The sequence below is a fragment of the Clostridia bacterium genome, assembly GCA_016887505.1.
Classification (GTDB): domain Bacteria; phylum Bacillota; class TC1; order TC1; family UBA5767; genus UBA5767.
Genome location: CP069393.1, coordinates 225902 through 238278 on the forward strand (window position 1 = coordinate 225902; position 12377 = coordinate 238278).

14 protein-coding genes and 1 pseudogene are annotated in these 12377 nt (G+C 42.4%); 10 read left to right on the forward strand and 5 right to left on the reverse strand.

Going from position 1 to position 12377, the window contains the following annotated elements; genetic code table 11:
* The first annotated feature begins 49 nt into the window (after positions 1 to 49).
* Positions 50 to 751 (forward strand): ABC transporter permease subunit, encoded by a 702-nt coding sequence (locus tag JR334_00990; GenBank protein ID QRN86822.1) that lies wholly within the window; start codon positions 50 to 52, stop codon positions 749 to 751.
* A complete protein-coding gene (locus tag JR334_00995; GenBank protein ID QRN85843.1) occupies positions 748 to 1443 on the forward strand; it encodes an ABC transporter ATP-binding protein in 696 nt (231 codons plus the stop codon). The genes JR334_00990 and JR334_00995 overlap by 4 nt, the downstream gene beginning before the upstream one ends.
* On the opposite strand, the gene JR334_01000 is transcribed toward JR334_00995, so the two are convergent.
* Positions 1424 to 3049: a glycosyltransferase family 39 protein gene (locus JR334_01000; GenBank protein QRN85844.1), complete on the reverse strand. Its 1626-nt coding sequence runs from the start codon at positions 3047 to 3049 to the stop codon at positions 1424 to 1426. The two genes, JR334_00995 and JR334_01000, sit on opposite strands and share 20 nt — an antisense overlap.
* A 259-nt stretch (positions 3050 to 3308) precedes the next feature.
* Between JR334_01000 and JR334_01005 the strand changes: the two genes are divergently transcribed.
* The 4 genes and pseudogenes from JR334_01005 (at position 3309) to tnpA (ending at position 6632) form a co-directional block, all read left to right on the forward strand.
* A complete protein-coding gene (locus JR334_01005) occupies positions 3309 to 4205 on the forward strand; it encodes a sulfurtransferase (protein QRN85845.1) in 897 nt (298 codons plus the stop codon).
* Positions 4206 to 4230: 25 nt separating this feature from the next.
* A pseudogene (locus JR334_01010) lies at positions 4231 to 5166 on the forward strand (sulfurtransferase).
* Between the two features lie 42 nt (positions 5167 to 5208).
* Complete coding sequence (locus tag JR334_01015) at positions 5209 to 5982, forward strand: rhodanese-like domain-containing protein (GenBank protein QRN86823.1); 774 nt, start codon at positions 5209 to 5211, stop codon at positions 5980 to 5982.
* Positions 5983 to 6176: 194 nt separating this feature from the next.
* Complete coding sequence (gene tnpA / locus JR334_01020; GenBank protein ID QRN85846.1) at positions 6177 to 6632, forward strand: IS200/IS605 family transposase; 456 nt, start codon at positions 6177 to 6179, stop codon at positions 6630 to 6632.
* Between the two features lie 163 nt (positions 6633 to 6795).
* On the opposite strand, the gene JR334_01025 is transcribed toward tnpA, so the two are convergent.
* The gene (locus JR334_01025; protein ID QRN85847.1) at positions 6796 to 7434 is read right to left on the reverse strand and encodes a DUF502 domain-containing protein; all 639 of its coding nucleotides are present in this window, start codon (positions 7432 to 7434) and stop codon (positions 6796 to 6798) included.
* 74 nt (positions 7435 to 7508) lie between these two features.
* Here JR334_01025 and JR334_01030 point away from each other — a divergent pair, with 74 nt between their 5' ends.
* From JR334_01030 to JR334_01045, 4 genes are all read left to right on the forward strand, one after another.
* Positions 7509 to 8012, forward strand: coding sequence for a hypothetical protein (locus tag JR334_01030; protein ID QRN85848.1), 504 nt, complete (start codon positions 7509 to 7511; stop codon positions 8010 to 8012).
* The gene (locus JR334_01035; protein ID QRN85849.1) at positions 8009 to 8329 is read left to right on the forward strand and encodes a putative heavy metal-binding protein; all 321 of its coding nucleotides are present in this window, start codon (positions 8009 to 8011) and stop codon (positions 8327 to 8329) included. Before JR334_01030 ends, JR334_01035 begins: the two co-directional genes overlap by 4 nt.
* Before the next feature lie 109 nt (positions 8330 to 8438).
* Positions 8439 to 9284, forward strand: a complete 846-nt coding sequence (locus tag JR334_01040; protein ID QRN85850.1) for an RNA-binding protein — start codon at positions 8439 to 8441, stop codon at positions 9282 to 9284.
* Positions 9285 to 9288: 4 nt separating this feature from the next.
* The gene (locus tag JR334_01045; GenBank protein QRN85851.1) at positions 9289 to 10557 is read left to right on the forward strand and encodes a D-serine ammonia-lyase; all 1269 of its coding nucleotides are present in this window, start codon (positions 9289 to 9291) and stop codon (positions 10555 to 10557) included.
* Between the two features lie 136 nt (positions 10558 to 10693).
* Here JR334_01045 and mscL read toward each other — a convergent pair whose 3' ends face one another.
* The 3 genes from mscL to JR334_01060 all read right to left on the reverse strand — a co-directional run bounded on the left by mscL (position 10694) and on the right by JR334_01060 (position 12310).
* Positions 10694 to 11089 carry a large-conductance mechanosensitive channel protein MscL gene (mscL, locus tag JR334_01050; GenBank protein ID QRN85852.1) on the reverse strand — a complete coding sequence of 132 codons (396 nt, stop codon included), beginning with the start codon at positions 11087 to 11089 and terminating at the stop codon, positions 10694 to 10696.
* A 245-nt stretch (positions 11090 to 11334) separates the two neighbouring features.
* Positions 11335 to 11883, reverse strand: coding sequence for an NADH peroxidase (locus JR334_01055; GenBank protein QRN85853.1), 549 nt, complete (start codon positions 11881 to 11883; stop codon positions 11335 to 11337).
* Positions 11876 to 12310 (reverse strand): transcriptional repressor, encoded by a 435-nt coding sequence (locus tag JR334_01060; protein ID QRN85854.1) that lies wholly within the window; start codon positions 12308 to 12310, stop codon positions 11876 to 11878. The genes JR334_01055 and JR334_01060 overlap by 8 nt, the downstream gene beginning before the upstream one ends.
* Positions 12311 to 12377 lie beyond the last annotated feature (67 nt).

The following is a 12377-nucleotide window of genomic DNA, read 5'->3' on the forward strand; positions in this document are numbered from 1 at the left end:
ACATTCTGCAGTAGGTCTTATGCTAGTGGGAATATGGCAGATAATCTATATGCTGGGTATTTATCCAGCCGTAAGCTTTCCCTCCGCTTTTAAAGTACTCCAAGCGCTATGGAGCGAACTGAGCAAGGGCGTATTGGCCCTCCAAATACTCACTACCTTGCGTACCATACTGATGGGATTGGCTTTTGGCTTGATGCTCGCCTTTCTCTTGGTCTACCTATGGCGTAAAAAGGGTTTTTGGGAAGACTTGGTCCAGACCTTGGTATCGATTGCCCATCCCCTACCAGGTGTAGCCTTGTTGCCTCTTTTAATTTTATGGTTCGGTGTTGGAGAACGGGTTATCGTGGTAATGATTGTACATTCAGTACTTTGGCCCTTGGCAATTAATTTGAAGGCAGGTATCGATGCCATCCCGACCATCTATGGGCAAATAGCAGATGTCTTTTCTTTATCCAAGAAAACTAGATTTATGGAGATTGCTTTACCGAGTAGTTTGCCTTATTTGCTAAGTGGTCTTAAAACGGCCTGGGCTAGAGCCTGGCGCGCCATGATTGCGGGAGAGATGATTTTTGGTGTAATAGGACAACACGGTGGACTCGGAACCTACCTTTATCAAAAAAGGGTGTTTATGGATACCCCGGCCCTGTTGGCAGGTCTTTTGGTGATTACCCTACTGGGCATATTGGTTGAAGATGTCTTTTTCGTTTGGATAGAAAAAAGAACTGTTGGAAAGTGGGGGATGAGTAAATGAGCACCTTGCTTACACTTGAAAATCTAACGCTAGGCTACCAAGGGAAGGCTTTGATTGAAAAACTTAATCTTACGCTCGGTACGAAGGAATTTCTAACGGTGGTTGGGCTTACTGGTATAGGTAAATCCACCCTACTTCGTTTTATGGCCGGCCTAAAGGACTGTGAACAGATGACTGGTAAGTTCAGCGAAAAACCGGGGCTTAAAAAGGCCATGGTTTTTCAAGATTACGAACAGATCTTTCCCTGGAAGACGGTTTTAGACAATGTATTGGTGGGACTTGAAAAGAATGAAAACCATCTAGCGGAAGCAAGAAAAATCCTTTTTGAACTGGGTATATTGGATAAGGAGACAGCCTATCCTCATACCTTGTCCGGGGGACAAAAGCAAAGAACTGCTATTGCTAGAGCCCTGATGCGTAAGCCAGAACTCCTTTTAATGGATGAACCCTTTGGCAATTTGGACTACCAGACTAGAAAGAAAAATCAGAATCTACTCCTAAAGATATTCCAAAAACATACCATGAGCATTCTGCTTGTCACACACGATTTGGAAGAGGCAATGTCCCTAGGAAACCGTGTACTTTTAATCAAGCAGGCTGGTGAGTACCAATTCTACCAAGCAAATGAAGACATGAGTAGAGATGAGCAAAAAGAATTATTCAATCACTTGATCAATGAGCTGGACTCCTAGGTTCAGCTTTTTTTATGTAAATTTGCACCCCCCAGGGATAGCCATCTAGGTAGCGTACGATACGCATCCCATATCCGGGACTCGTGAAGCTATGTGCTAGAAGATAGTCTCTTTTAAGCAATGCTTGCAACGCAGGGTAATAGTCCAAGGGGCCGTAGAGAATACGCCAGGGGTCTTGATTTCGAGCAATGTAGTCCATTTCTTCCGGTAGGATGATGGCCGTGATATTGTTTTGCTCCAGATACTCTTGAAGGCTCAAACCGCTTGGTAAGTAACTTAGATTTCGGAAGTCCAGTAAAGACGTATCCGCAAAGAAAAAACCGGTGTTGAGGTTTCCGAGTGTCTTATCTTCTGGACTTAAGATGGATCTAATCTCAGCTAGATATGCAGAATAGTCATTTTGGGGATGACCAGCTATATTGTGATATACGTTTATACTCTGCAAGGAAATGAATAGCACCAGTATGGCGGGTACTATCAGACTTTTCCTTGCGGATAAGCTTGAATTTGAGCATACATTATATATGAGCTCTAAAAATAAAAGCAGACTAAAGAGTAGGGGGAAAAGGATATAGTTGGTGTTGAATCGACCGATGACAAGCAAGCCAGCTTGCATACCCCAAATAAAGAGGGTATATAAAATGATGCGGCAACTCGCTAGGTCAAGATGGTCGCGACGCATAGGTGAAATCAGTAGCCTTAGCGTTTTCACAGTGCCCCAAAGGAGTGCAATACCTCCGGTAATGAGTAAAAAGCGCTCCTGAGGGATATAGTAGGTAGCGCCAATTTGATGATAGATTTTACGATAGTAGTCTACGAATCCCATACCCTTGCTTGCAAGGCTATTGGAAACCCCCATGGTTTTACCATAGGCAGAATACCCTTGAATGAATTCAGGGTTAACGTAGAGGCTCATACCTGCTAGGAGGGCGGCATATGAAGCTACAAAAACGATGAGCAGTACGAGCTGGTGAAAACGGATTGTACCGGTTCGCCAAAAGAATAGATAAACGAGCCCGGCACCCATTGCCAGCAATAGGGCATTGGGATGCACACTTATTGCAAAGCCGATAATGCTAGATAGAAGGAGAGTCTGTTTCCAGCCGATAGTTTTGCTATCGCTTCTTTGCCACAAAGTAATGATATAGCTAAAGGCAAGAAGAAAGAGGAAGAGCATGAGCATCTCTTGTCTAGCGAAGTGTGTTGCTTTGATAAACTCAATGTTGCTCATGAGGATGAGCAGGGCGAAGAATTTTATTTTCGTATTGGATTCTTTTTGATATATTTTATAAACCAAAATTAGACAGAATATGGAGAAAGTAAGTGAAAGCATCCGCACCCCAAACAGGCTGTAACCACCCAAAGCGATAAAGGGCATTTGCATGAGATGAAAGCCCGACTTGATTAGATGGGCACTCCGGGGAAATAAATCAAAGAAGGGTTCTGTGACGAACAAGGATTTTTCGTTCAGCATATGGCGGGTCAATCCTGCAATCCAAGATTCATCCGAATGCATCAAAGGAAAGTGGGTTAAGCTAACCGCATTGATCAGGGCATATAGGGCGATGCTTGCAATGGCGATAATCTGTTCATGGAATCGTTGCATTGTTACCTCACTTTCTAACCCAATTATAACGCATCAGAGAAAAAGGCCAATATCCAGATGGCGATGCTCTGGTTTTTGTTATTAATATTCTTAATATAGCTTTTAAAATAACGATAATGTAAGGTTTGTTATCATCTTCACAAGATGATATAGTGGCTATAGCTAAGAGGTGTACCGGCACGTACCCTATTTAGTGAAAGACATCACATACTAAGACACTTATTTTTCAATCCCATGAAATGGATAAGGAGGCCTTAAGATGATGAACATAAGAGGACGCGTCATCGCTCTCGTTCTACTGGCGGCCGTATTGGTTTTGGTAGGCTGTACGAATACCGCGTATGAAGATTCGATGAGTATAGTCGAAGTTACAGAAGTGGAATCCTTGGTCGGCCAGGACGACGTGATTGTGGTTGATGCAAGACCTTCAGAAGAGTATGCTAAAGGACATTTAGAGGGAGCCGTAAATATTCCCTATTCCGCCGTCAGCACAGATAAGCCTGTAAAAAACATGCTTGCTGACAAGAAAACTGTGGAAACTGTTCTTGGAAAGCATGGTATTTCTGCCGATACACGGGTCTTGATTTACGACAACGACGGCATTAGTGCCACCCGGTTGCGTTGGTCCATGATTGTATACGGTCATGAAAATGTACAAGTTATCAATGGTGGCGAAAAGGCCATCGCAGTTGCAGGCCTTTCTCTTACGAAAGAGAAGCCAAGCTATCCTGCGGTTGACTATATTGCCCAAGATGCCAATCCTGAGATGATTGCTACATTTGATATGGTGAATGCACAGGTTGAAGATCCCAAGGATACGGTTAAAATTTTGGATGTGCGCAGTCTAGCGGAAGTGGCCGAAGGATCTATACCAGGTTCTATTTGCTACCCACATACCAACAATTACTATTCTGACGGAACCTTCAAATCGATTCGGACCATTGAATTAGACTATGGCGATCTCGGTTTGGAAAAGGATGATACCATCTATGTGTACTGCAAAACGTCTGTAAGAGCTACCGCAACAGCCATGCTTCTTGAAGAAGCGGGTTACACCGACGTCAAGATTTATGACGGTGCTTGGCTTGAATGGGAGACACAAGGAACAATTGAGGAGATTGAACAACCTGTCGTAAACACGCAGGATGCTTCATAAAATATTATTTGGGGGAAGTACACATATGAAAGGGTTAAAACAAACGTTATCACTTTTGCTAGTATTGCTCATGATGTTCAGCGCAGTAGCGTGTAGCAAGGATGCAGAAGTAGCGGAACCATCGATGGATTTGGGTGATAGTGAAGAACCTGCCGATATGGGTGTTGTCGGCGAAAAAGTAGATGCATACTTTGCAAACATGCCAGAGCATATCTATAAGATTGGACAAGAGGACTTTTTAGATCTAGTTGCTGCTGGTGACGATATGACAATCTTGGATATTCGTCAGGCGGATGCCTATGCAGAGGGTCATGTGAAGGGTGCTGTCAATGCTCCCTGGGGTACGGCCATCAGTGATATTCTTACCAAACTGCCATCTGACAAACCATTGTTTGTATACTGCTATTCTGGACAGACTGCTGGCCAAGCGGTACATACTTTGAACCTTGCTGGCTTTGATGCGAGAAGTGTCAATTTGGGATATGTTTTTGGTATCTCAAAGGTAGAAGGTTACGAAGAATTGGTGGATACTGTAGCAGTTGAGTTATCGGACGATGTAACAGAAATCGATGCGGATGTACAAGCCGCATTGGATGATTACTATGCTGGACTCGCTGATGTTCAAGATTCCAAATATGCAAACTATAAGATCTCAGAAGACAATTTAGAAGCCATGATGAATGGTGGAGAAGATTTCTATCTCCTATCTATTCGTAGCCAGAGTGATTACGATATGAATCACATAGAAGGTGCTGAACTTCTTCCTTGGGGAAATGAGATGGCAGCAGGATTTGCTAATCTGCCAAAAAATAAGACGATTGTAGTCTATTGCTATTCTGGACAAACGGCTGGTCAAACGGTAGCTGCGTTAAGACTGCTGGGCTATGATGCAGTTTCTCTAAATGGTGGTTTTGGTGTAGAAGCAAATGCACCCCATGGTTGGACCAACCATGGCAAGCCAACTACGGCTCTTAATGAAGCAATCGCAGATTATTTCACCAATATGCCGGCACACATCTATAAGATTGCTCAACAGGAGTTTCTAGATTTGGTTGCTGCAAATGAAGATATGACCATTTTGGATATTCGCCAAGCAAGTGACTATGAAGCAGGACACATTCGTGGTGCAATCAATGCTCCTTGGGGCACAGCAGTTAGTGATATTCTTTCGAAACTTCCAGCAGATAAACCACTTTTCGTTTATTGCTACTCAGGTCAGACTGCAGGTCAGGCTGTTCACACCTTGAATCTAGCTGGCTTTGATGCAAGAAGTGTAAATTTGGGTTATGTATTTGGTATTTCTACGGTTCCAGGTTATGAGGAATATGTGGATACCGTAGCTGTTGAGGCAGGAGAAGAAGTTACTGAAATTAGCCGCGAAATACAAACAGCCCTAGATTTCTATTATGCTGGCTTGGCTGATCTAGCAGATACTCGGTATGCAAACTATAAGATTTCCGAGGACAATTTGGAAGCTATGATAAATGGCGAAGAAGATTTCTATCTTCTGTCTATTCGTAGCCAGAGTGATTATGATGCAGGCCACATTGAAGGAGCGGAGCTTCTTCCTTGGGGCAACGACATGGCCGCAGGATTTGCTAATCTGCCGAAAGATAAGACCATTGTTGTTTATTGCTATTCCGGTCAAACGGCAGGTCAGACAGTAGCAGCACTAAGACTCATGGGCTATGATGCCGTTTCTTTAAATGGTGGATTCGGTGTAGAGGCCAATGCTCCTCATGGTTGGACCAATCACGATAAACCAGTAGTTCAGTAGTTTAAGGATAAAAAGTAAGCGACCGGATTTCCGGTCGCTTTTATTGTGGCTTTAGCTTGTTGAGCTACGAAGCAAGCGAAACATAAAACCACCCGCTATGCGGGTGCGGAAACAGTTGTTAAACAACAAAAATCACCTTTCCGTTATACTAGAGTTGTTCAGGCTACTAATATAACAAAAGGAAAGGTGATTTTATGGCTAATAAATCAAATAGCTTATCGCACACCAAGTGGATGTGCAAATATCATATCGTATTTACACCTAAGTATAGACGAAAGATAATCTTCAATCAATATAAAGAGAGTTTGCGTGAGATAATTCGAGACTTATGCAAATACAAGGGTGTAGAGATTATCGAGGGCGAGCTGATGCCAGATCATGTTCATTTGCTAGTGAGCATTCCGCCGAAGATGAGTGTGTCGAGCTTTATGGGATATTTAAAGGGGAAAAGTGCCCTGATGATATTCGATAGACATGCAAATCTGAAATACAAGTTCGGGAATAGACACTTCTGGTCACAAGGATATTACGTGACTACAGTAGGCCTAAATGAAGCGACAATTAAGAAGTATATACGGGAACAGGAAAATCAGGATATTCTGTTGGATAAACTGAGCGTGAAAGAGTACAAGGACCCGTTTAAGAATTAGTTACCTAATATTGCCCCTTGAGGGGCGGCAACAGTGACAAATGCAAAGTGGCTTGAACGAAGTGAAAGCCAGCGTCTTTAGGCGCTGGCCAGTAACATCCCCTTATAGGGGTTGTGCAAACCACCCGTTTTACGGGTGGTCATGATTATTTGGATTAAAACTTTTATAACGAAATACTAGGCTCATCCTCTTGTGAGTTTGTAAGGATTTCAGGAAGTGGCTCACCCTTATCTTGTGGATACATCATGCCTGCAGATATAATCATCCGAAGCCCTTCTTCAACAGTAATATTCATATGTATGAGTTCCTTTTCCGGAATGAGTAGGTAAAATCCAGACGTAGGATTGGGTGTCGTTGGGATGAAAACATTGACCAAATCCTGCTTTACAGCCTGTTGTGGAGCACCCTTTTTGTGACTGGTTAAAAAGGCAAGTGAGTAGATGCCTTTTCTAGGGTATTCAATCATGACGACTTCTTTGAAGGAATCACTTTTTTCTCCTACAAAACTATCGGTGAGCTGCTTTATGGGTCCGTAAACAGTAGAAATAATGGGTAGTTTAAGCAACAGATTGTGTAAGAAATTTTTGAATGCATTTCCTGCAATTTTCTGGGCAAAGAAACCGATTATAAATACGACTACAATGGTTAAGAGAAATCCCATACCAGGTATATGGATATCGATAAAGGCATCTATGAATGTTGCAGAAATGCCATCTACAAACTTGAATAGTTCATATATGATGTATAATGATATTGTGATAGGCAGTATAGCAACGACACCTGTAAGAAAGATTTTTTTCATGTGTGCCTCCTTCGTTGTCAAACAAAAAAAGTATGACAGTGAAGGAAGGTAAAGTCAAGTAGGAGGAACGTGGGATGATGAAAGTGGTAGTAGCCTTTTATTCGCATTCGGGCATAACGAGGGATGTTTCTGAGGCAATAGTGGATGAACTGAAGCTTGCAACAGACTGGGAGGTTGCACTTTGTGAAATTAAACCTCAAAAAGAAGTTGGACAGGGTTTTTCAAAATATTTATGGGGTGGGTACCAAGTGGTTTCCAAACGCTCACCAGAATTGATGCCCTATACTTTTGATACCGAAGCGGATCTAGTATTTATCGGTACACCTGTTTGGGCTTCTAGTATTGCGCCAGCGATTCGAAGCTTTTTTGCAAAGCAAGATTTGACTGGAAAAGAAGTTTTTTGCTACTATACCTGCCAAGGCGGCCCTGGCAAGGTGGCTGAAAGATTCCACGAAGAAACTAAAAACTGTAGCCAGGTTGAAATTAAGGCCTTTGATAAACATGAAATGGATATTGAAAATTTTGAAATGGTTGCCAGAAAATGGGTAAGAACGATTGTTGAAAGGAAAAATAAATGATTATTACAACGACACCTGGAATAGAGGGAAAGCAAATCAAACAATATAAGGGAATTGTATTTGGCGAGGTGGTTTCTGGAGTGGACTTTGTTAAGGATCTTGCTGCCGGATTAAGCAATTTTTTTGGTGGACGCTCTGGCTCTTACGAGGGTGAACTAATCAATGCGCGAGAAGATGCTTTAAGCGAAATGGAAAGACGTGCAATGGTACTAGGGGCCAATGCAATAGTCGGAGTAGATATTGACTACGAGGTACTAGGGCAAGGTGGCAATATGCTTATGGTGACAGCATCAGGCACAGCTGTAGTTACTGACTAACCACAAACCTTCATTGGCAGGGAAAAGATGAACATCTAAATGGGGCTATACAAGAGCCTATGAATCCAGTAGGATTAAGCAATAAAGTTATTTGAGAAAAGAGGTAAGCATGATAGAACTGGGAAAGATGAACCGAATGGATGTGAAATCCATCAAAGAAACAGAGATTATACTAGTAGATCAAGCAGATGGGGAAGAAGCATGTCTTGATTTGACCATACAAGAAAATAGTGGGGGCGTAGAGGGACTTTCTGTAGAGGTCTTTGTTGACCGTGATGCAGCAGGAACCTTGCAGGCTAGTTTAAAAAGACCAGATATTATAATGGGCGAGATAAAAAGATGCAGGGTAGTAGATATTACCGATTTGGGTGCTTTCTTGGACTGGGGCCTCAGTCATGATTTGTTTTTACCCCATAAGAACCACAGGGAAGAAATCAGCATGGGTGATAAACCGATGGTCATGTTAACTCTAAATCCCAAAGGGCGAATTTCTGCCACCATGGAAATCTATAATTTGATGGAGACTGGTGCACCCTACCAAAAAGGTGAAATAGCCAAGGGCACACTGTACAGTTACAGTGAGGAATTGGATGCCTATTTTATCGCAGTAGATAACAAATATCACGGCATGATTCCCAAAAATGAGACGATTGGTAAGGACATGGTATTGGGTGAGGAATTAACAGTGCGCATTAAAAGGGTTCGTGTAGATGGCAAACTGGATTGTACACCAAGAAAGAAAGCCTACCAAGAGATGGATGACGATGCTCGAAAAATCATGGCCTTGTTGGATGCAAATGGCGGCCGGATTGGTTTGCACGATAAGAGTAATCCTGAAGAAATCAAGGCAGCGCTTAATATGAGCAAAGCTTCTTTTAAAAGAGCCGTAGGCAGGTTGTATAAGCAAGGATTGGTTAAATTGGAGAAAGAGGGGACCACCAAAAACGAGGAGTAGCAGGATGAGCAAAGAAAACCAGCTTGAATTGATAACACGATTGCAGTCACTAGAAGAAATCTACTGGAAGAATCCGGCACAGACGAATAGCGAAGAAGCCTTATCGCTTATTGGGTATGGTTTGAAAGACTTAGAGGAAGCCAACCAACGGCTAAAACGCTTTGCACCATACTTGGCAGAGGTATTTCCTGAAACGCGAAACAGTGGTGGAATGATTGAGTCCCCCTTACGCTTACTCAACCAAAATGATTTGGAAAAGATGGGCGTTTTTTCTAAAAAACAGGGAAAGCTCTATCTAAAGATGGATTCTCATCTACCCATATCCGGTTCCATTAAAGCCAGAGGCGGTATTTACGAAGTATTATGTTTGGCGGAAGATATTGCTTTGAAGCATGGATTCAGCTTGGATTCAGACTATCGCTTGTTGGCTACAAGATACTTTCATGATGTTTTTTCCAACTATTCGATTAGTGTGGGGTCTACTGGAAACTTAGGACTTAGTATTGGAATCATGGGGGCAAGGCTGGGATTCAAGGTAGTCGTTCATATGTCGCAGGATGCCAAGGAATGGAAGAAACAGGAATTGAGAAAACGGGGTGTAAGCGTCATAGAGTATTCTGGCGATTACAGTTTGGCGGTAAAAAAGGCCAGAGAGATTGCCCAAAAGGATGTCAATAATCATTTTGTAGATGATGAAAATTCGGTTACCTTGTTTTTGGGATATGGTGTGGCTGCTCTGAGACTCAAAGAACAACTGTCAGAAATGGACATCCCTGTCGATGAAGAGCATCTGCTACACGTGTATCTTCCCTGCGGTGTAGGTGGAGGCCCAGGCGGTATTGCTTTTGGCTTAAAGCTTCTGTTTGGCGACCTAGTGAGATGCTATTTTGCTGAACCGGTTCAGGCACCCTGTATGTTATTGGGCATGGCGACTGGACTACATGAAAAAATTGCAGTTACAGATATCGGTTTGAGCGGAATTACCATAGCGGATGGCTTGGCCGTAGGGCGACCGTCTGGCTTTGTGGGTAAAATTATGAGTGGATTACTAGATGGCTCTTATACCGTCAAGGATGAGACACTACTTCGCTTGCTATATCTCCTTCATAAGGCAGACAACATTAATTTGGAGCCGTCTGCCCTAGCTGGCTTGCAGGGACCCAAAATGCTGCCAAGATCGAAAGGTACCCATATCGCTTGGGCGACCGGTGGTGGTATGGTTCCGGAAGAGGTTATGCGCAAATTGATACAGGCTGGCAAATCCTTAGTATGAAGGGAAACTAGGTTTAGTGGTGGAAGAGGCAAGATGTTACAAGGCTTATTTCTTCCTTGAACAATACGATAAGAATAAAAAAAAGACTTGCTTCCTCTTTTTAGAGAAAGCAAGTCTTTTCGTTTAAACCGTTTCTTTATTTTTCACTTTTTAGAATATCCCTAATTTCAGATAGTAAAACTTCTTCCTTGCTAGGCTCGGGAGGAGCAGCAGGTGCTTCTTCTTCTTTTTTCTTTTTGCTAATCATTTTAACCATCATGAAAATGACAAAGGCAATTATCAAAAAGTCTACAATTGCTTGAATGAAGGCTCCATAGAGTATGGCTACCTCAGCTAAATCTCCGCTTGCCGGGGTAATGACATATTTTAAGTCAGTAAAGCTTACACCACCCAATAGGACACCGATGATAGGCATGATGATATCGTTGACGAGAGAAGAAATGATGGCCTTGAAGGCGGCACCAATAATGACGGCTACGGCTAAATCCACAACATTGCCCTTTAGTGCAAATTCCTTAAATTCTTTAAGCATGAATTACTCCTTTCTATTCAGAATATATAAATCCTATGTTTATTGTATAGGATAAAGTACCTAACTGCAAAGTAAACGCACATTCCTATCAATCAGCATTAAGGGCTACTACTGGGATAGCATATACTTGAACTCATATTAGGCTAATAGGGGGGAGTGGAGATGAAAGGTGTTAGAAAAGTTAAACCCATTGGTATCAAAAAAAACAGCCCCAATCCTTTAGTAGGATGGGGCTATATTTAGACTTATGCGAAGTATCTCTTCAAAAGACCTGCGAAAGCGGAGCCATGTCTAGCTTCATCTTTACACATTTCATGTACCGTATCGTGAACAGCATCATAGCCTAATTCTTTGGCTCTGGTAGCCAACTCTTTTTTACCCATACAAGCACCATGCTCTGCGTCTACACGCATTTCTAGGTTTTTCTTGGTGTCCGGAGCGACTACTTCGCCTAGAAGTTCAGCAAACTTAGCAGCGTGTTCAGCTTCTTCGAAAGCAATACGCTTATAGGCTTCTGCTATTTCAGGAAAACCTTCGCGGTCCGCTTGACGTGACATTGCCAAGTACATACCTACTTCAGAGCATTCGCCCATGAAATTATCTCTTAGGCCTTGTACTACTTCTGGATCTAAGTCAGCAGCGATACCTACTTTATGTTCATCGGCCCACACTAGCTCGGCGCCTTCTTCCATCTTATTGAATTTACTACCGGGAACTTTACACTGGGGACAAAACTCTGGGGGTTCACTACCCTCATGAACATAACCACAAACGCTGCATACATATTTACTCATCTGTCTTTTCCTCCTTTTGATTACAAGCAGGGCAATAGCCCGCATAATAGATTTGAATTTGGTCTACCTTGAATCCTTCGAGCAAGGGCGTATAAAAATCCTTATTATCTATACCCTCGATATCCATAACTTGGCCACAGCCCTTACAAAAAAAATGGCTGTGCGTAGAGCGGTCCGCATCATAGCGTGTTTTCTCGTCTTCTATGGTGATCTTTTGGACAATCTGCTCCTCTACTAATAGATGAAGGCTGTTATAGATTGAGGCTTTGGATAGGGTAGGAATGTGCTCCTTTAAATCCATATAGATATCGTCTACGCTCGGATGTTTATTCGTACCCAGTAGGTATGAAAGTACCTCTAAACGGATGGAAGTAGGTTTTACATTTTCTTCCCGTAGAATATTTTCCGCTTGTTTTATAGTATTCATGGTCACCTCTTTTGTAATGATTACAAATTTATAATAAATATAAAAGAGGGAAAAGTCAAGTATATTA

Coding starts and splice junctions, on each gene's coding strand:
- JR334_00990 (QRN86822.1), top strand. CDS start 50: ATGCTGGGTATTTATCCAGCCGTAAGCTTTCCCTCCGCTTTTAAAGTA.
- JR334_00995 (QRN85843.1), top strand. CDS start 748: ATGAGCACCTTGCTTACACTTGAAAATCTAACGCTAGGCTACCAAGGG.
- JR334_01000 (QRN85844.1), bottom strand. CDS start 3,049: ATGCAACGATTCCATGAACAGATTATCGCCATTGCAAGCATCGCCCTA.
- JR334_01005 (QRN85845.1), top strand. CDS start 3,309: ATGATGAACATAAGAGGACGCGTCATCGCTCTCGTTCTACTGGCGGCC.
- JR334_01015 (QRN86823.1), top strand. CDS start 5,209: ATGCCGGCACACATCTATAAGATTGCTCAACAGGAGTTTCTAGATTTG.
- tnpA (QRN85846.1), top strand. CDS start 6,177: ATGGCTAATAAATCAAATAGCTTATCGCACACCAAGTGGATGTGCAAA.
- JR334_01025 (QRN85847.1), bottom strand. CDS start 7,434: ATGAAAAAAATCTTTCTTACAGGTGTCGTTGCTATACTGCCTATCACA.
- JR334_01030 (QRN85848.1), top strand. CDS start 7,509: ATGATGAAAGTGGTAGTAGCCTTTTATTCGCATTCGGGCATAACGAGG.
- JR334_01035 (QRN85849.1), top strand. CDS start 8,009: ATGATTATTACAACGACACCTGGAATAGAGGGAAAGCAAATCAAACAA.
- JR334_01040 (QRN85850.1), top strand. CDS start 8,439: ATGATAGAACTGGGAAAGATGAACCGAATGGATGTGAAATCCATCAAA.
- JR334_01045 (QRN85851.1), top strand. CDS start 9,289: ATGAGCAAAGAAAACCAGCTTGAATTGATAACACGATTGCAGTCACTA.
- mscL (QRN85852.1), bottom strand. CDS start 11,089: ATGCTTAAAGAATTTAAGGAATTTGCACTAAAGGGCAATGTTGTGGAT.
- JR334_01055 (QRN85853.1), bottom strand. CDS start 11,883: ATGAGTAAATATGTATGCAGCGTTTGTGGTTATGTTCATGAGGGTAGT.
- JR334_01060 (QRN85854.1), bottom strand. CDS start 12,310: ATGAATACTATAAAACAAGCGGAAAATATTCTACGGGAAGAAAATGTA.